This is a genomic window from Proteus vulgaris (assembly GCF_023100685.1).
Classification (GTDB): Bacteria; Pseudomonadota; Gammaproteobacteria; order Enterobacterales; family Enterobacteriaceae; genus Proteus.
In genome coordinates, this window is the sequence record NZ_CP090064.1 from 3,002,457 (window position 1) to 3,019,723 (window position 17,267).

The 17,267-nt window shown below is 32.4% G+C and carries 18 protein-coding genes; 10 read left to right on the forward strand and 8 right to left on the reverse strand.

What is annotated here, in order from left to right; all coding sequences use genetic code 11:
- The first annotated feature begins 34 nt into the window (after positions 1-34).
- Positions 35-994 (forward strand): glyoxylate/hydroxypyruvate reductase GhrB, encoded by a 960-nt coding sequence (gene ghrB / locus LW139_RS14500; RefSeq protein WP_166540837.1) that lies wholly within the window; start codon positions 35-37, stop codon positions 992-994.
- Positions 995-1,069: 75 nt separating this feature from the next.
- On the opposite strand, the gene LW139_RS14505 is transcribed toward ghrB, so the two are convergent.
- Positions 1,070-1,984, reverse strand: coding sequence for a cation diffusion facilitator family transporter (locus LW139_RS14505; RefSeq protein WP_247850121.1), 915 nt, complete (start codon positions 1,982-1,984; stop codon positions 1,070-1,072).
- 535 nt (positions 1,985-2,519) lie between these two features.
- On the opposite strand from LW139_RS14505, the gene LW139_RS14510 reads away from it, so the two are divergent.
- Positions 2,520-2,957, forward strand: a complete 438-nt coding sequence (locus tag LW139_RS14510) for a universal stress protein (protein WP_023581562.1) — start codon at positions 2,520-2,522, stop codon at positions 2,955-2,957.
- 86 nt (positions 2,958-3,043) lie between these two features.
- On the opposite strand, the gene eco is transcribed toward LW139_RS14510, so the two are convergent.
- Positions 3,044-3,523, reverse strand: a complete 480-nt coding sequence (gene eco / locus LW139_RS14515; RefSeq protein ID WP_166540839.1) for a serine protease inhibitor ecotin — start codon at positions 3,521-3,523, stop codon at positions 3,044-3,046.
- A gap of 264 nt (positions 3,524-3,787) precedes the next feature.
- On the opposite strand from eco, the gene LW139_RS14520 reads away from it, so the two are divergent.
- Entirely contained in the window at positions 3,788-4,003 is a 216-nt protein-coding gene (locus LW139_RS14520; RefSeq protein ID WP_247850122.1) for a DUF465 domain-containing protein, read from the forward strand.
- A gap of 110 nt (positions 4,004-4,113) precedes the next feature.
- The gene (locus LW139_RS14525) at positions 4,114-4,353 is read left to right on the forward strand and encodes a YecH family metal-binding protein (protein ID WP_109407408.1); all 240 of its coding nucleotides are present in this window, start codon (positions 4,114-4,116) and stop codon (positions 4,351-4,353) included.
- Positions 4,354-4,472: 119 nt separating this feature from the next.
- Here the strand turns inward: LW139_RS14525 and LW139_RS14530 are convergent, their stop codons facing one another.
- A complete protein-coding gene (locus tag LW139_RS14530; protein WP_162556965.1) occupies positions 4,473-4,718 on the reverse strand; it encodes a DinI-like family protein in 246 nt (81 codons plus the stop codon).
- A 178-nt stretch (positions 4,719-4,896) separates the two neighbouring features.
- On the opposite strand from LW139_RS14530, the gene LW139_RS14535 reads away from it, so the two are divergent.
- Positions 4,897-5,247 (forward strand): nitrous oxide-stimulated promoter family protein, encoded by a 351-nt coding sequence (locus LW139_RS14535; protein ID WP_247850123.1) that lies wholly within the window; start codon positions 4,897-4,899, stop codon positions 5,245-5,247.
- Here LW139_RS14535 and LW139_RS14540 read toward each other — a convergent pair.
- Positions 5,225-5,782: a GNAT family N-acetyltransferase gene (locus LW139_RS14540; protein ID WP_247850124.1), complete on the reverse strand. Its 558-nt coding sequence runs from the start codon at positions 5,780-5,782 to the stop codon at positions 5,225-5,227. The genes LW139_RS14535 and LW139_RS14540 overlap by 23 nt on opposite strands.
- A gap of 74 nt (positions 5,783-5,856) precedes the next feature.
- Entirely contained in the window at positions 5,857-6,372 is a 516-nt protein-coding gene (locus LW139_RS14545) for a bactofilin family protein (RefSeq protein ID WP_227335824.1), read from the reverse strand.
- Between the two features lie 1,172 nt (positions 6,373-7,544).
- Here LW139_RS14545 and LW139_RS14550 point away from each other — a divergent pair.
- A complete protein-coding gene (locus LW139_RS14550; RefSeq protein ID WP_166540843.1) occupies positions 7,545-8,381 on the forward strand; it encodes a helix-turn-helix transcriptional regulator in 837 nt (278 codons plus the stop codon).
- Between the two features lie 84 nt (positions 8,382-8,465).
- Complete coding sequence (locus LW139_RS14555; RefSeq protein ID WP_247850125.1) at positions 8,466-9,341, forward strand: T3SS regulon anti-activator ExsD domain-containing protein; 876 nt, start codon at positions 8,466-8,468, stop codon at positions 9,339-9,341.
- Between the two features lie 71 nt (positions 9,342-9,412).
- Here LW139_RS14555 and LW139_RS14560 read toward each other — a convergent pair whose 3' ends face one another.
- Both LW139_RS14560 and LW139_RS14565 read right to left on the reverse strand, forming a co-directional pair.
- Positions 9,413-12,229 (reverse strand): sugar transporter, encoded by a 2,817-nt coding sequence (locus LW139_RS14560; RefSeq protein WP_247850126.1) that lies wholly within the window; start codon positions 12,227-12,229, stop codon positions 9,413-9,415.
- A gap of 5 nt (positions 12,230-12,234) precedes the next feature.
- Complete coding sequence (locus tag LW139_RS14565) at positions 12,235-12,732, reverse strand: hypothetical protein (RefSeq protein WP_227335827.1); 498 nt, start codon at positions 12,730-12,732, stop codon at positions 12,235-12,237.
- Between the two features lie 439 nt (positions 12,733-13,171).
- Between LW139_RS14565 and LW139_RS14570 the strand changes: the two genes are divergently transcribed.
- The 3 genes from LW139_RS14570 (at position 13,172) to LW139_RS14580 (ending at position 14,938) form a co-directional block, all read left to right on the forward strand.
- The gene (locus tag LW139_RS14570; protein WP_166540847.1) at positions 13,172-13,720 is read left to right on the forward strand and encodes an NADPH-dependent FMN reductase; all 549 of its coding nucleotides are present in this window, start codon (positions 13,172-13,174) and stop codon (positions 13,718-13,720) included.
- A 508-nt stretch (positions 13,721-14,228) separates the two neighbouring features.
- On the forward strand, positions 14,229-14,438 hold the full coding sequence (locus tag LW139_RS14575) for a sigma-S stabilization anti-adapter protein IraP (RefSeq protein ID WP_072069219.1): 210 nt from the start codon (positions 14,229-14,231) through the stop codon (positions 14,436-14,438).
- Positions 14,439-14,734: 296 nt separating this feature from the next.
- On the forward strand, positions 14,735-14,938 hold the full coding sequence (locus LW139_RS14580) for a hypothetical protein (protein WP_166540848.1): 204 nt from the start codon (positions 14,735-14,737) through the stop codon (positions 14,936-14,938).
- 412 nt (positions 14,939-15,350) lie between these two features.
- Here the strand turns inward: LW139_RS14580 and LW139_RS14585 are convergent, their stop codons facing one another.
- Complete coding sequence (locus LW139_RS14585; RefSeq protein WP_247850127.1) at positions 15,351-16,901, reverse strand: methyl-accepting chemotaxis protein; 1,551 nt, start codon at positions 16,899-16,901, stop codon at positions 15,351-15,353.
- Positions 16,902-17,267 lie beyond the last annotated feature (366 nt).

Genomic DNA, 17,267 nt, shown 5'->3' on the forward strand with positions numbered 1-17,267 from the left:
ATTGAAGTATGACAAGTATTGAATGGAGAACATAATGAAACCGATTGTCTTGCTCTACCAAAACCTGCCCGAAACACTGTACAAAAAACTGTCTAACTTTGCTGATATCAAACAATTTAATACGCTCTCTTTAGACTCGAATGATTTTCGTTCAGCACTTGCCAATGCTTCTGGATTACTAGGCGCTGGTGGCAATATTGATAAAAATTTTATAGACCACGCCCCTCATTTAAAAGCGGTTTCAACCGTTTCGGTTGGCTATGATAATGTTGATGTTAACGCACTAACTAAACGCAATATAAAGCTAATGCACACGCCAACCGTACTAACAGACACCGTTGCTGACACTATGATGGCATTAGTGCTTGCTGTATCAAGACGTATCCCAGAGCTCGCAGATAATGTTAAACAAGGCTTATGGGTCAAAGGTATCACACCAGATTGGTACGGTACTGATGTTCATCATAAAACCATGGGTATTCTTGGTATGGGCCGAATAGGCAAAGCATTGGCACAACGCGCCCACTTTGGTTTTAATATGAATATTCTTTATCACTCAAGGACAGAGTATACTGATGCAAATGACCGTTTTGATGCTAAGTATTGTGATTTAGATACGCTACTACAGCAATCTGATTTTGTGTGTATCACCTTACCATTAACACCAGAAACACATCATTTAATAAGCCAAAATCAGTTTTCGATGATGAAGCCCGACGCTTATTTAATTAATGCAGGTAGAGGAGCTGTCGTTGATGAAAAAGCATTAATTAATGCGCTAGAACAAAAAGAAATTGCAGGTGCTGGACTTGATGTTTTTGAAACAGAGCCACTGTCGCTGTCATCACCTTTATTGAGCATGAAAAATGTGGTTGCCGTTCCACATATTGGATCTGCGACAAAAGAAACTCGCTACGCAATGGCCGAATGTGCGGTAGATAATCTGATTGCGGCACTGAGTGATAACGTAAAAGAAAACTGCGTTAATTTCTAAAGTAGTAAATAGATCTTTTTGAGGTACAAAAAAGGTAATGGAAATTTACCATTACCTTTTTATTATATTTTTAATTTAAGCGGGATCTACGTGAGCCATCACACTTAATATCTGCTTATTTTGCAAAACATTATTGCGAGCACTAACGACAATCTCATGGCTTTCGCTAACAGTAAGATCCCCTTTTATTTCAAGATGTACATCTACCAATAAATAATCACCTGAACGGCGGGTTTTTAAATCATGCACACCTTGCACACCTGGGGTTGTAATCAGCTTCTGTTTAATTTCTTCCAAGGTTTCTTCATCTGCCCCTCTATCCATTAAATCTTGCAAGGCTTGATAAGTAAAACGCCATCCCATACGGCCAACAAATAAACCTACAATTAATGCTGCAAGCGGATCGAAGAACTTAAATCCAGCAAGACTACCAAGAATACCAATAGCAACAACTAATGAAGAGGCGGCATCTGAGCGCGCATGCCATGCATTCGCGACCAGCATATTAGAATCTACTTTTTTAGCGACACCAAGCATGTAACGAAAAAGCCCTTCTTTGGCCGCTAACGCTAATAAAGCAACATACAATGCAACGCGATGGACTTCAGGAATAGTTGAGGGATCTAAAACTTTATGGATTGCAGAAACCACCATGCCTAAGCCGACAATTAATAAAATAGTTCCAAGGATAAGTGAAGCTGCGTTTTCATAACGCAGATGACCATAAGGGTGATCTGCATCAGGTTGTTTTTGACTGCCTTTATTAGCAATTAAAACAACAAAATCAGCAATAAGATCAGAAAGTGAGTGAATACCATCTGCAATTAAGCCTTGAGAGTGTGAGAAAAAACCTACGGTAATTTGCCAAATGGATAAAAAAATATTAACAAAAATACTCACTAACGTGCTTTTTTTAGCTGCTTTAAACTTTTCAGACTGCGTATTACTAGCCCGATCCAACTCAATATCATCAATGTGATTATGTGTCATAATAATAATCTTATTTGGTTTTAAATAGCCTACTCTATTTATAATAGCTAAATAGAGTTCCATAGGTTATTTCAGGTTCCATAACTCATTGGTGAGGATAAAGGACGACTCTGAATAACAATCCAGTTTAGGGACTAAGATTGCTGTCCAGACATCATATTGAGATGTCATTACCTATTAATATGCCATATTTAATTCTTTATGTCTCTTATTTTTACTAATAAAATCTTATAGATACAGAACAATAATATAATTGATAATCATTCTTTTATGCATTTTCTCTTTGAGAACAAGGTAAAGATTTTTTATTTTTAAGACGATATTATTAATTGCTTTTCTGTCAGTAAGTTAAGGTGTATAACTTATTTTAATTATATTTTTGATATTATTTCAGCCAGTATTTACTTTTTTATGATTTATAATGTAAAGCAGTAAATAATCATTCTCACTCTTATTTAAAACACAGATCACAGCTATTTTTCACTATTATGTAATAATAGTAAATATTTTAAACTAACGCTAAGTGAGGTTTGTAATGTATAAGAAAATCCTAGTTCCTATTGATATTTTAGAAGATGAACTTTCTCAGGAACTGATCGCTCACATTGAACAAATTGCAAAGGTGGGTAAACCTGAGATCCACTTCCTCACCGTTATCCCTAACGCCGAACTTTTCTTTGGTATTGAATTTGCGGCTATTCCTGAAAAATTCAAAGATTCATCAGAACGCACTCGTCTTGCTTTTGTCGCACTACAAGAAATGATCAAAGATGCGAAAATTCCTGATGAGCAAATTATATGTAATGTGGGTGTTGGTAATGCAAAAGATGAAATTTTAGAATATGCCCGCCACATTGACGCTGATTTAATTGCGATTGCTTCGCATCGACCTAATGTTTCATCCTACTTATTAGGTTCAACAGCATCATCTATTGTACGTCATGCAAAAATGTCAGTTTTAGTTATCCGTTAATCTGTCACTTCAATAATAACAAAGCCCTTTGTTTCAATAACAAAGGGCTTTTAGTAAATTAAGGTCGTTTTAAATAAAGCTAGCTGTTATTTTTTAACTGAATCTTGGACAGTATCAGCAGCAGACCAAATACGGTATTTCACATCAACGTCTTTTGGTGCATAAATAACAATAGGTAATTTGCTGTTATAACGAATGAAGGCATCAGAGCCCATATTGGCCTGAACAAAAGCATCTTTCTTCGTGTTATCCGCACAACCCATCATAGTAGACATTGGGCCATTTAAATCACTAACAACATAATAGCTATAGCCCCAACCTTCTAAATTCTTTTCATCTAGTTCAGCACCAAACCACTGATGATTACAATCTACTTTTAGCTCTTTACCAACGATTAGCTCAACTTGGTAATTACCTTCATTATCTTTTTGTTCTAACTCGATAACATGACGAACTTGATTTTCTTGAGCTTTAGGATAAGGCGCAACTTTATCTAAACTGTCGGTAGCTTGTGCACACGCAGATAAAGACATAGCTGCTACTAAAGATAATATTACTTTGTTCATCACTTTCTCCATTTTTACAGCGAACACTTCGCTGTTAATAAAATTAGTCAGATGTTTTTATTGCTCATTATCTGAATACTAATATTTTTAGTGCTTGAATGCTAACATCTTAGTAAATATCACTATGAGAGGATAATTCTGAATGTTTTAAAAAGAAAAATCATGTTTTTTTATGAAATGTAAATTTGTGATACTCCACCATGCAGATATCCAATCTATGATTATACTGAAATAGAGACCCAATTTCTTTTCATAGGAGGTTATATGTTCTCAGATCAACAAGCCCTTGTTTCTCAATTAAGAAACAGTGATCCTCTCTTTCAGGCTCTCTACGATAAACATCATCGACTCAATCAAGAAATTGCAAAATTAGAAGGCCCTAATGGAGCAGGCTATAATGATGAAGTGGTCAAACTAAAAAAAGAAAAACTTCATCTCAAAGATGAAATGCAAAAAATACTTCAGAGAAGTGAAAAATAATGTTCTTTTTAAAGCGATGATAGATGTCATCGCTTTTTATGATTAAAAGCAAAGATATCACCCCATAAAGATGCATAATTAATGTATCTTTTGTTTTTTAGGGGTTCAACATGTCATCGATCCACGGTCATGAAGTTTTACAAATGATCCTTTCTTCAGATACCGCTTTTACCAAAGCGTCACTTATTGATGCTATTCATCAGCAATTTGGCAATGACTCTCGATTTCATACTTGTTCAGCTGAAAATATGACAGCAACTGAATTAGTTGATTTCTTAGAAAAAAAAGGGAAATTTATTCCTGCTGAAGGTGGTTTTACGACAAGTGAAAATAAAATTTGTCGCCATTGATAAATATACAATTTAAAACTCGATTGCCAGTGATTTCCTTTTCTAGTTAATGTGCTTTTAACTTTAAAAAATAAAAGACCATTATTTCTGGCAATCGTAAGGACTTTATTTATTGAACTTTAATCATCATCTGTTTGTAACCAAGAATCATCTTCCCAAACACTTTGAATAAGTTCCATAATATGTTCGTGCTTAGTTTCATCTTTTATGCCTGTAACTTGAATTGAGTTCATGCTACTAAAAGCGATACGAAACTGCATATCTGGGTATTCTGGAATAATCTTTTTTCTTAGTTCGTGTTCTAAAAGCGGAAATAATGAGTCGGTTATCTTAGATTGTTTATTAAATAAAATTTCCACACGCATTGGTTTCACCATTTAAAGGCAAATAAACTGTATATAAATACAGTATTATATTCTAGGAAAAAAGAAAAGCCTTTTTACTAAAATTTTTTCATCATTGTTCATTAAATAATTTTTTAGCGTCTCTATAGGCTTAATGATAAGATGCATAATAAATACACCATTGCTAAGAGAGAAAGATATGTCAGGAAAAAGAATTTCTCGTGAGAAACAAACCATTCAAAAAATGGTTTCTCTTTATGCAAAATCACACCCTGAAACCGACTCAGATTATTATCAAAAATTAATCGATTACGCCTACAACAGATTAGATAAATGTCGCTATGGTGAAGACAAACCCGCCTGTAAGCAGTGTCCTATCCATTGTTACCAACCTATAAAAAGAGAAACCATGAAACAAATCATGCGTTGGGCTGGTCCACGGATGCTGATTTATCATCCAATTTTGGCAATACGTCATCTTATTGATGATAAAAAACCGGTACCTCCGCTTCCTGAAAAAAAGCGTACTATTCGTTCAACTGAAAAATAAAGTCAGATTTATTCAATCGATATAAAACATGTTCCGCTAAAGGGTGAGTTTTATCTAATGCGGGATGAAAGAAGTTATCAAATTGATGCATACCTAATTTTTGCATCACACCTTGAGACGGAAGGTTTGGAACAGCAGTAAAAGCAACAACTTCATCTAGTTTCATCGTTTCAAAAGCAAATTTAAATACAGCTAAAGCGGCCTCATAAGTATATCCCTTACGCCAATGCTTTTGTCCTATACGCCAGCCAATTTCTACACAAGGACTAAAAGGTAAAGAGGCAGCTGGAATATTTAACCCAACAAAGCCAATAAATTCTTGGATTTCTTTTAATTCAACCGCCCACATTCCCCATCCATTTTGCTGAATAAATTTTTCACGGATAGTCTCAACCATTTTATCGCTTTCTAATTGAGATAAAGTGCAAGGAAAGTAACGCATCACTTCAGATGAGGAGTTAACTTCATAAAAAAATGGCGCTTTATCACTTTCACGCCATTCTCGTAAGTGTAGTCTAGGAGTCTCTAAATTCATCGTTATTCTCTATTTATACAGAGCTAAGGTAATATCGATAAAATAGGACAAGCAAAAAATAATGAAAAGAAGACTTATTTTTTATTTTCTTTTAGTTGGTTTTCTACAGGTGCCGTTACTTTATCTTTATTTACATTAGCACTTTCTTTGATTGAAACCACTCGTTGTTGAGCAACGGATTTAGCTTGATGTTCAACTTGCTCTGATTGCCCTGTAAAAATACCACCACGCTTAATAGACATACTTCCACAACGACTGGTACCACGTAACTCACCATGCTCTAAAATATCTAGATTATTTGCAGCACAAATGCCTTTAACAAAACCATCAATAATAATATCAGGCGCAGTTAATTCACCTTCAACTTGTCCTGCATGCATAACACGAATAACACCATCTTTGACATTAATATTTCCTGATACTTTACCCCAAATTTGGATATCGCCATCGACATTAATATCACCTTGGAATACCGTTCCTTTCGCAATAATAGTATACAGTTTCTGCTCTGGCATCGGTTTTTTCTCTTCTGTTATGACTGGTGTAACAGGTTCTGCTACTTTTGGTGTTTCAGTTTTACGACTAAACATAGCGGTTTTTTTTAACCTCAAAGTCATGGAATAAATAATAATGCTAAAAATTAGGATCAAGATAATCAAAAACTCTCCTGCCATTTTAGAACGCCAAAAGGCGATTAATGCAAGAGTCCAAATTATCCATATCCCACTAAATATAATATTTCGCAGTGTCCGCTTATTCTCCATAATTAGCTATACCCTACCTCCCTGACAATAAATACACTTATGCATTCACTATTTTAATAAATTTACGCTAAGCATGATGCCAGTAATAAGGCTATTATTACCTTTTAGTTTATTGATTTGTCCCTTAAGAGAAATTGCATAAATAGAATAAAGCTATAAAGCTATTTATTTAAATAACCCAAATTTAATGTAAGTAACTTGTAAAAACATCACTCTTTTTTAGATAAATATTTTTTAATACAAATTAACATCATATGTACATACTTATCTTTTTATTTAGAAAAAATATTTAAATTTAACAAGCTCTTCTCTATTTGCTTCTACTGAAAATCTGAGACTATAGTCGCATAAATGAAAAGCAGTGAGAAAAAGAACTACCTCTTCTTAATAAGAACAAACTTATTTTTTATTAAATTTTTGTTTTCCATTTTATAGAACTTATAAAAACGCAAGTTATAATAACGGAACGTTATTTAAAATAAATGAAATTAATTTAATCTTAAGTTTTCTTACACACAAAAAACGCTCAATTAATCTAAAAAAACAGCAACAAATCGATATCAAATAAACTACAATTAAAAAACAAAGAATATAGTTACATTTTAAATACACTTACTATCTCTTTACACTGTAAAGAAAAACAATAAATCCAACTATTTGTTATACAATACATTTAATAATAAAAAAATAAAGTGTAAATTATTTATTACATAAATATGTTTAGCATCCTTTATTGTTACTGATTAAATTTTTTCTATCTTTAATTTTCTTTTGCAAATCATTAATAACATCTTAAAATCAACAATGCTCCTTATCTTAAATTAGCAATAGAAATTCAATGTCTAATATCTAAAAAAAAACCACATCAAATTAAAGAAAACATTCTTTTTTTTATTTTTAATAGCATTTAAATAATAAAGAAGTGTTTTTATAAATACTATTATATTTATTTTTATAAAAACACAGTGATACTTATATAATGATTTTTTGGGCGAAAAATGAATACCATACAATGTGATAATAAAAACCAATATGATTGCTTGATTCAAAAGAAATCTTATTTTTATCCACAATATCAAATACTAGAAAATGAACAAAAAGCACTCTTTATAATACGAAAAAACACACTTATTTTACAAAACTGCACTGATACAGTAACAGTTAATCAAGATCAGATTATTTTTTTACAGCAAGGTAATTACACAATAAAAACACCCGCTACAGAACCAGCAGAGATTATTTACATACCTCTCTCTGATGATTTTTTAAGAGATTTCACATCAAAATACAATGATATTCTGAGTCAAATAGAAAGAGATGAGGATTTTTCGAGTGCATTTATCTGTTTCCAAAATTCGCCTCTTATACAGTTTTGTAGTAATGGTTTTGAATATATTACTATTCACTCTTGCCCTGAAACATTTACACAGTTACGAATTGAAGAACTTTTAATCCTTTTGCTTTCAACAGAACAAGGCTCAGATTTAATGGCATTATTGCGCCAACTCAGTCACCGCCAAATCGATCGTTTAAAACTGTTTATGGAAAAAAATCACTTAAAAAATTGGAAACTCAAACAATTTGCTCGTGAATTTGGTATGGGATTAACAACATTTAAAGAGCTTTTTAACCATGTCTATGGAACGTCCCCAAGAACATGGATTTGTGAAAGAAGGATCATTTATGCACATCAGTTACTACTTACCACTGAAATGAGTATCGTTGATATATCAATGGAATCTGGTTTTTCAAGTCAATCTTACTTTACACAAAGCTACCATCGTCGTTTTAACATGACACCGAGCAAAGCGAGAAATCTTAGATTAAAATTATAAAAAATCCGGTCGATTATCATAATATAAAAAAGCCATTCATCGTTAGAATGCTTAGAATTTATTCTTATGAGTGAGTTGTATATCGTGATAAAAGAACATAAATTCCCTCCCCAACCTCATTATTATGACTACTTAGCATTACTAAAAAAAATGATGGCTGGCAATGATAAAAAAACTGTAGATAGACTATTTAACCTACAGTTTTCTTTGCATATCAATGAAAATATTACTAACGAATACAATATAAACGAGCAACAGATAAAAATATTATCTCGCGTACTATGCCGTGAAAGTTTAGATAGCTTATTACAATCCACTTGGTTTTTACGGAAAAAACATTGCTTTATCGCTATTACTAAAGAGGATATTCGCGACATCATTGAGATTTCCCGTTCTTTTCATCCACCGCGGTTATATTCTGCTTTTACTGTAATGGATTGGGATCAGTCATTAAGAGCAACCGTTAATATCAATGAGCATATGCGCTTAATTCAAGCCATTATAAAACCACTTTTTATTTGGTGGGCTCAACATATTACACCTCAATTATTCACCCTTTATGAAACAAAAAAAGAGCTTGAGCTTCAAATTAAGCAATGTGAAAACATTAAGTCATTTGAAAAAAAACAATTATCAAATATAAAAGACTCTTTTCTATCTTTAGATGATATCAATATTAAACTTAGTACAGATAATGTTAGATTGATTGTCATTAATGACTTATTACAAAAAAGTATTCAGTTACTCTTAGAACATTGGGAGACCGAACCAGTCTTTAATATTGAAATAACTAATACATTAGATTATATACGTAATGTGACACCGAATTCTGAACTATTAAAACCTTTATGGGAGATTTTAAATAGTATTCCAGAGGCTCCTGAAAATTGTCATATACTAAAACATTGGTTATTAGAAAGGGATCTTTGTTTAAAGAATGATCTATTTTTATGGAAATAAATAAAAATCAGCTCTTCTTTTAAAGAAAAAAGAGCTGATACTATCATTTAATCATTTAATCATTTAATCATTTATTTAACGTCTAAAACTTCAATTGTCACAATAGACATTGATTCCGGTGGTACTTGTCCAGGAACACCATTTTTCCCATAGCCACCACCTGGTTTTATATAAATTTTAGCTTTACCATTGATACCAGCTTTAGCAATAAAGGTATTCAGTGGTAATGGTAGTTGGCGGTAAGGTAAAGTAAGTGGTTTAGCTTTATCATAATTAAGCGTTACAGTCCCGTCAGTTAACTCTTCATGCATCGTAAATATAACCGTTTTACCTGCAATTGAATCAACAGGTTTACCCTGTTTTAAAATTTTAAAATAGGTATTATCGTCATACTGTATATAATTTTGTTTTTGAATCTCAGATAGAATAGACTTATTGCGTTGAGCATTATCTTTACCAATAATTGAATAAGCATAAGCAAGTTGCCCTGCGATCATTTGCCCTTCACCTGCTATTTTCTCAAGCTGCTCTTTCAATGTTTTATTTTCTTTTAATACATTGCTTGTCTCAGTATTAGCTTTCGCTAATTCAGCTTCTTTTGCCTTAATTTTCTCGTTTAATTGCGTACTCTTTTCTTCTAAAGATTGAGTTAATGCACGTTGAGTTTCAAGCTGTTTAGTGATATCAAGCATCTCTTTTTGGGTGTCAGCTAATGTCTTTTCTTGCTGTTTTGATTGCCCAATTGCTTCTGTTTGCTGTTGCTTTAACACACTAATTTGCTGTGTGCTTTCTATATTTTGTTTTTCTAATTGTGCTTTTACATCAGCTAATTGATTACTTAATTTATCAACAGCATTTTGTTTTTCAGTAAGCTGCTTTTCCAATAATGCAGAGGCCTTGGCACTTTCTGTTTGACTCACTGTTAATTGTGCTAATGCAATATTACTTTCTTTAAATTGCGTATCTAATGCTTGATATTTAGCTGACAATTCATTTTGTGCTTTTTCTAATTTAGCAATTAAATTATTTTTATCTGTAATTAAATTATCAACCGCTTTTTCACCTGCAGATAAGTTTTTTTTCAGGTCAGCTAATTCTGTTATTTTACTCTCTAATTGTAATTTTAATTCTGGTATAGCTTTCAGCTTTTCATCAGCCTGCTCTTTTTGCTGTTGAACAGCTAAAAGTGAGTTATTAAGTTGAGTTTGTTCTTGGTTATTCTTTTCAACTTGTGTTTTTAATTGTGCTATCTCTTGACGTTGTTCATCAACAAGTTTGTTATTAGCATCTTGTTGTTTTTCTGCATCTGCTACTTTTAATGCAAGCTCTTTAGATAAATCTTCACGTTCTGATGTGATTTTCAATAATGTACTTTGTAGTTTCTCTATCTCTTTTTTCGCAGTATTATCTTTTAATAAAGATTGTGCCTGCACAAACTGAGATTGAATATCTTCTTTTTCTTTTTTAATGGTTGCTAATTGGCTCTGTACATCAGCCAGTTGCTTGGCCAAATTAGTTTGTTCATTGGTTATTGTCGATAACGACTTTTCTAATGCTATTATTTCTTTATTTTTTACAGCTTCTAGCTTGGCTAATTCTTGTTCTTTTTGTTCACGACTACCTTGGAGTAATTGTTCAGCTTGTACATATTGAGCTTGGACATTTTCTTTTTCTTGCTCGATTTTAGTCAATAATGTTTGTTTTTCATTTAATTGACTTAATAGTTTTTCTTGTTCGGCTTTCGTACTCTCAAGTAACTTTTGTAACTTATCAATTTCTTTTTTAGCACTATCATCTTTTAGTAGCGCTTGAGCCTGCAAATACTGAGATTGTAATTGCTCTTTTTCTTGCTCAAGTTGAGTAAACTTCACTTCTAAATTTTTAAGTGTTTCTGATTGTTTTTCGAAATCTTGTTGTTGTTTTGCTAGCTCTGTGTTTTTTGCAGTTGTTGCACTTAACACGTTTTCTTTATCGGCTAATTGCTTAATTAATAAATCACGTTCTTCTTTTGTTTCTTTCAGGTCTGTTTGTAGCTTGGCAACAGCTTGTTTCAATGTATCATCATTGAGTAAGTTATTTGCAGTCGCTAATTTTTCTTCTGTTTCAGCCAGCGATAGTTCCAATTGCTTAATTTGGTTATTCGCATTTTGAAGTTTTTCTAAATGTTCCTTTAACGCTAGTGTTTGCTCTGTATATTTCTGATACAGAGTTTGATATTTATTTCTTGTGTCGGCTAAACGATTCAACAACGTTTTATTAAAAAGAGGTTGTTTATGATCGAGCACAGAGCGATTAAATTGATATACAAAATGGAAAGGAATTGCAGTCACAGAATAAAATGTGCCTGGAATAATATCTAATAATAAATTTTGATTTTGTTGAGGTTTTGAATAGCTTTCTTTCGAATAAAGCGCTAATGGATTATAGACCGTCGCATTATTTCTATACTGATATCGATTAAGATCTTCGGGTGTAAACTGAGGTTTAATCGGAACAAATGAGAGTAATGGGGTCAAATAACGAGTATTATCACTCTTAAATTTAGAATAATCTGAAGGTAAGACTGGGCAATTTTCAGCCAGCGTGATATCAGGTGTCTTTACAGGCTCGACAACCTGATTATCTATTTCTGCTGGTGTAGAAGGCTTAACTCGTTGCTCTGGCTTGTTTTGTTGAGATACCGTTGTTGTACGGTTTACTCCACGATTAGCCTGACCAGTTCTCGTTGACGATGAAATTGTAGCAGATGTTTTAGGCTCAATTTTAATTGGCTCTTGCGTTTCAAAATAACGATCAAAATCTTCAATAACAGAATTAAACTCATTATTGGCAAACGACAGTGTTGGAAACAGCATAAAAGCGAGACAAACACTCTGCTTTAATTTCATAGTAATTATTCACCTAGTTTTTTCAATGTCGAATTAACTGACATAATCGACAGATAGCGAACTTTTGCACACAAAACTTCTGTTTTTGATTCAATACTCATTTTTAGTAAATCTAAGCTATCTTTACTTGCAGTACCTTGAACACTACGGTACATCGCATTAATTTCACTAATTTCTTTAAATGAACTCATCATGGATTGATAGTCCGATGGAGAAAAAGTTTTTAGAGAATCAAGTTGTTTAATACAAGCGCTTTGTGGTGCTAATCCTAATTTTCTTGCATCTACGCCACTGTCAACAGCCCCTGCTGTAGGTGTCATAGAAATCGGTTGTGCTGTTGCTACTGGCTGAGTCACAGCAACGGGCTGTGTTGCTGGAGCTTGCGCCTGTGCTGGCGTCTCAACTGGACGTGTTTGATCTGACCAAACACACCCAGACAAAGCGAGAATGCTGGTTGTTATAAATACAGCAAGGACATTCTTTTTATTTTGTAATAAGGACATCATTTTTCCTTAATCCCGATCAGACTTAAATAAGAGCATATGAGTTGTCGCATTTTAAGCCATTTTATTATAATTTTCTATTACCTACTGCATACTAAATAAATAGGCTAACACTCAAGGTTGCAATGAGTGCTCCTATCATTTCATTTATTTTTTCTCAAAACACTACCTACATCACACTAAAGATGTCATTTTTTGAATATCGGATTTATTTAGTAAAAATGTTGTCATATAAACTGGTTATTTTTTATTTCAGTAAAATAATACCAGATAATAATAAAAATAATAATACTAATTTTATCATTTATTTACACCATTTACGTGTGAAAATTAAGCTTATATTTTGTTATCGTTCTTTAACGACTAAGATAAAATCAAGAAATGAATATCAGATATTGTCACTGATATTTTTTCTATCCTTCAATATAGGAGAACTAAAATGAATCATTTTAAAATAGGTATTGTTGTCGGAAGTTTAAGAAAAGATTCGTATAATAAACAAACAGCAAATGCATTAGTTAAGTTATTTCCTAAAGAGTTTAGTCACGAATTTATCGATATCGGTAATCTTCCTCTCTATAATCAAGATGATGACAATAATACACCTTCTGTTGTTATCAGTTTCAAGCAACACATAAAAGAGTGCCAAGGCATTATCTTTGTCACACCAGAATATAATCGTTCTATTCCTGGTGTCCTCAAAAATGCGCTTGATCAAGCATCTCGCCCCTATGGAATGAATGCTTGGGATAAAATTCCTGCGGGTATTATCGGTGTTTCAACCGGTAATATTAGTACAGCTATAGCACAACAGCATCTACGTAACTCGTTATCTTTCTTAAATATGCCGACCTTAAATCAGCCTGAGTGTTATCTGAAGTGGTATGATGGGATGGTTGAAGATGGAGAATTTTCTGAAAAAACAGCACATTTTATGCAAAATTGGGTTGATGCTTATGTCGCTTTTGTAAAACAAAATAATCAATAATCAATACCACTAAAAAGAGCTTTGTTTTTAATACATGGCTCTTTTTATTTTCATTTTTTGACCATTAAAAAAAATAAAGTGTTCTATTTCTCATCTATGAATAAATCACCACTGATAGAAGTTTTAATATTTACTGAATAATATAACCACCTCATTTTAATATTAAACAACACATCAAGACTAATTTAGACCATCCTGAAAAGACGCACATTACAATTATAATGAAAATGCTTACTATATAAGCAAAAGTAAAGTAGTTTAAATAAAAACAGAGACAAGATCAAAATACACCACATCGCTCAGTCACATCAAAGTTCGAAAATATCAATAAACTTCTATCGATATTTATTGGTGGAATTTAGAATTTGATAATTATTTCTAATAATTTATATTAGATTAGAATATTAGGCATAATGTGCGATACATCTCTAAATAATATGCTTCCATAATTGTGATAAACAAAAAAATTACCTATATTACTCATCCATTAAATACTGGCAGGTAAACCATGGATAAAAATTTAAAAGAAATTGAGTGTGAAATTGCGGCACTGAAAATTGTTATCAAATCTTTACTTTCCACGCTAAGTGATAAACAACGAAGAGATATGCTCGGCAATATATCTATTGTAATTGAAGATACATCAAATCGATATCCTCAGCTTAATGAAGTTATTAACTTAACAGAGCAATATGTAAAAAAACTCACTCAAGCTTAGTAAAGAGAGTTATTCAAATTTATATTTCCCAAAATATTATAGGGTGCATATTGCATCCTACTTATTTTGTTAAATAGAATATGCTTTAATTTCTTCCTGTTAATATAGCATTAAGTGAAATTTATTAACTTATTGCTCCCTAGCTCAAATATTCCTAATTTTATTTTTCAGCAAAAACATCACAAAACTCTTGTTCTTTTTGACTGATTTATTTTTTCCTTGGTTTTACTTAAACAATTAATTAATATAAAAAATAATTAATCATACAGTAATATAGCATTGTTTTTGAGGGTCATATGGAAAAAAAAGTTATCAATATAGAGTATGAAATTGCAGCATTAAAAGTAGTATTAAAGGCATTGTTATTGACTTTAACAGACAAACAAAAAGAAATCGCAATTCAAGATATAAACAAAACCGTCAATGATGCCTATATCAATCATCCTCAATACAAAGATGTTATAACCAAGACAGAACAATATATAAAAAAAATGATCTAAAAAGTTGGCGCTATATCATCCATACACCTCTTTTTATTATTATTTATTTTGAGGTAAATTATATTAGCGCCTTTAAAAATTAAAATCATCTTAAAGATAACGTAATCAATGATTGATTGATTATAAAAAACAAAATAGAAAATATTCTGTAATTTATTAAAAATAAAATAAATGAATTAATTCCTTATAAATAGCCTATTTTATAAAATTTTTTTAACTTTCAGATGGATTGAGAAAAATTATCATCATATTGATACTTCATCAATGACTGATTGGTTAGCTGATTGAGTAATTATCTTATCAATATTGAATAAATATAGAATAATATATATACCTTTGTTTATTTCATCTATGCGCCTAACGAGTAAAAACTTACCACCTTAGACACATGATTTATGGACGTATTTTGATATTAATGATGCACTAGATTGAATTTTTTTACTGATAATTGTAGTTCTTCGGTCTGTCTTTCTAACGAAATGGCAGCTGCTGAGACCTGTTCAACCAAAGAGGCATTCTGTTGTGTTACGCCATCCATTTGAGTAATTGCTACACTCACTTGACCAATTCCTTTACTTTGTTCCTCTGATGCAATAGTGATTTCTTTCATTATTGAAGTGACCTGCTTTACTCCAGTCAAAATATCTTCCATTGTTTTTTCCATATCACTCACTAAACTGGCACCTTTTCTTACACGCGTTGTGGAATCAGCAATAAGGACTTCAATCTCTTTAGCGGCTTTTGCGCTATCTCCAGCTAAATTGCGCACTTCATTAGCGACAACCATAAATCCTCGCCCATGAGCTCCTGCTCTTGCAGCTTCAACTGACGCATTTAAAGCCAGTATATTTGTTTGAAATGCAATGTTATTAATGACAGTGATGATATCTGCTATTTTACTTGAACTGTCAGAGATCCCATCCATTGTTGTTACAACTAATTCAGCTAATTCATTACCTTTTTCAACAGTCATTGATGCGACTTCAGCCAATTCTCTCGCTTGATAAGCATGTTCCATATTTTGGTTAACGGCAGCTGTGATTTCTTCCATACTTGCGGCTGTTTGCTCTAGTGCCGTCGCTTGTTCTTCAGTACGAGACGCCAAATCATTATTCCCTTTGGCAATTTCAGATGCACCTCGATAAATACTGTCACTTCCCTGACGGATAGTGCTTACTGCCTCATGTAAACTATTTTGCATTCCATTCAATAATGGTATTAATCGCCCAGCACAGTTATTACCAAAAGGCTCGAGTGGCTGACTCAAATCACCTTCTGTAATTTTCACAAAATGTTGGCGAATACTTTCGAGTGGTTTTTGTAACATTGACACTAAATAACGATCAGTTAGGATCAGAATAATTCCTCCTAAAATAGCGCTAATGATAATAACGATTTGTGTCACTTCGATAAGCTCATCCACTTCTGCAATGGTTCTATCAATTTTTATATTTGCGGCATTATTAAAGTTTTCACTCACATTACCCAATTCACGGCTCAACGTAGGCGTTACATTTTTTGCATGGTGTTCATATTGCTCAATAGTGCCATTGAGCGCTAACTCCATTTGCTTTTTTACTCCTTGCTCAAAAAGCGTTTGCCATACATCCATTAGCTCTTTTGATACTTTTGCATCCATCGGCCCCGGAGAAACAGATTTCATATATTCAATCTGTTTTTCCATGTTCTCCATTGCGATTTGTGCTTGTGCAAAGTCAACTTCTTTACCCTCTGCTTTTTGTTCAACCAAACGATTAAGCCGCGAAGTAAAACGAAAGTATTGGTCATTTCCCTGACTGAGTGCGGCCATTTGCTTTATTATTTGATTATCAGCCCGATTGCCTTCAGATATTTGTGATAGTGACCATGCGCTATAAAGACTCACACTGCCAAATAACACACATAAAGCCCCCAGTATGATTATCATCATCAGACGAATAGTAATGTTACGAAGTTTCTGCATCGAATTTCTCAACTAACAAGATAAAGTAAGCCCAATAGGGCGTAATGTACTCTTATCGACACTTTTTCAATTTATTTTAATTTTTTACTAAAGTTTTTTATAAATTGGTTTTTTATTTTCTATACATAAAAAGAGTTAGTTAAGAGAAGCAAAAATGTTACTTATGTATCATTTTTTATAATTTAATATAAAAAACAAAAAACACCGTAAAATCAACTAACTATAAATTTAGTGACTTAAATAACAAATAAGAAGTGTTAAAGAAATAAAAAGATAATTTGGGGAGGAAATAAATTTTGGAATATTCTTAATTTAATCAATTAATAAAAAACACCTCAAGTTATACGTGACTTGAGGTGTTCGTAT

Bases quoted from the DNA above. Each gene is read 5' to 3' on its own strand.
- ghrB (WP_166540837.1), top strand. From the start codon at position 35: ATGAAACCGATTGTCTTGCTCTACCAAAACCTGCCCGAAACACTGTAC.
- LW139_RS14505 (WP_247850121.1), bottom strand. From the start codon at position 1,984: ATGACACATAATCACATTGATGATATTGAGTTGGATCGGGCTAGTAAT.
- LW139_RS14510 (WP_023581562.1), top strand. From the start codon at position 2,520: ATGTATAAGAAAATCCTAGTTCCTATTGATATTTTAGAAGATGAACTT.
- eco (WP_166540839.1), bottom strand. From the start codon at position 3,523: ATGAACAAAGTAATATTATCTTTAGTAGCAGCTATGTCTTTATCTGCG.
- LW139_RS14520 (WP_247850122.1), top strand. From the start codon at position 3,788: ATGTTCTCAGATCAACAAGCCCTTGTTTCTCAATTAAGAAACAGTGAT.
- LW139_RS14525 (WP_109407408.1), top strand. From the start codon at position 4,114: ATGTCATCGATCCACGGTCATGAAGTTTTACAAATGATCCTTTCTTCA.
- LW139_RS14530 (WP_162556965.1), bottom strand. From the start codon at position 4,718: ATGCGTGTGGAAATTTTATTTAATAAACAATCTAAGATAACCGACTCA.
- LW139_RS14535 (WP_247850123.1), top strand. From the start codon at position 4,897: ATGTCAGGAAAAAGAATTTCTCGTGAGAAACAAACCATTCAAAAAATG.
- LW139_RS14540 (WP_247850124.1), bottom strand. From the start codon at position 5,782: ATGAATTTAGAGACTCCTAGACTACACTTACGAGAATGGCGTGAAAGT.
- LW139_RS14545 (WP_227335824.1), bottom strand. From the start codon at position 6,372: ATGTTTAGTCGTAAAACTGAAACACCAAAAGTAGCAGAACCTGTTACA.
- LW139_RS14550 (WP_166540843.1), top strand. From the start codon at position 7,545: ATGAATACCATACAATGTGATAATAAAAACCAATATGATTGCTTGATT.
- LW139_RS14560 (WP_247850126.1), bottom strand. From the start codon at position 12,229: ATGAAATTAAAGCAGAGTGTTTGTCTCGCTTTTATGCTGTTTCCAACA.
- LW139_RS14565 (WP_227335827.1), bottom strand. From the start codon at position 12,732: ATGTCCTTATTACAAAATAAAAAGAATGTCCTTGCTGTATTTATAACA.
- LW139_RS14570 (WP_166540847.1), top strand. From the start codon at position 13,172: ATGAATCATTTTAAAATAGGTATTGTTGTCGGAAGTTTAAGAAAAGAT.
- LW139_RS14575 (WP_072069219.1), top strand. From the start codon at position 14,229: ATGGATAAAAATTTAAAAGAAATTGAGTGTGAAATTGCGGCACTGAAA.
- LW139_RS14580 (WP_166540848.1), top strand. From the start codon at position 14,735: ATGGAAAAAAAAGTTATCAATATAGAGTATGAAATTGCAGCATTAAAA.
- LW139_RS14585 (WP_247850127.1), bottom strand. From the start codon at position 16,901: ATGCAGAAACTTCGTAACATTACTATTCGTCTGATGATGATAATCATA.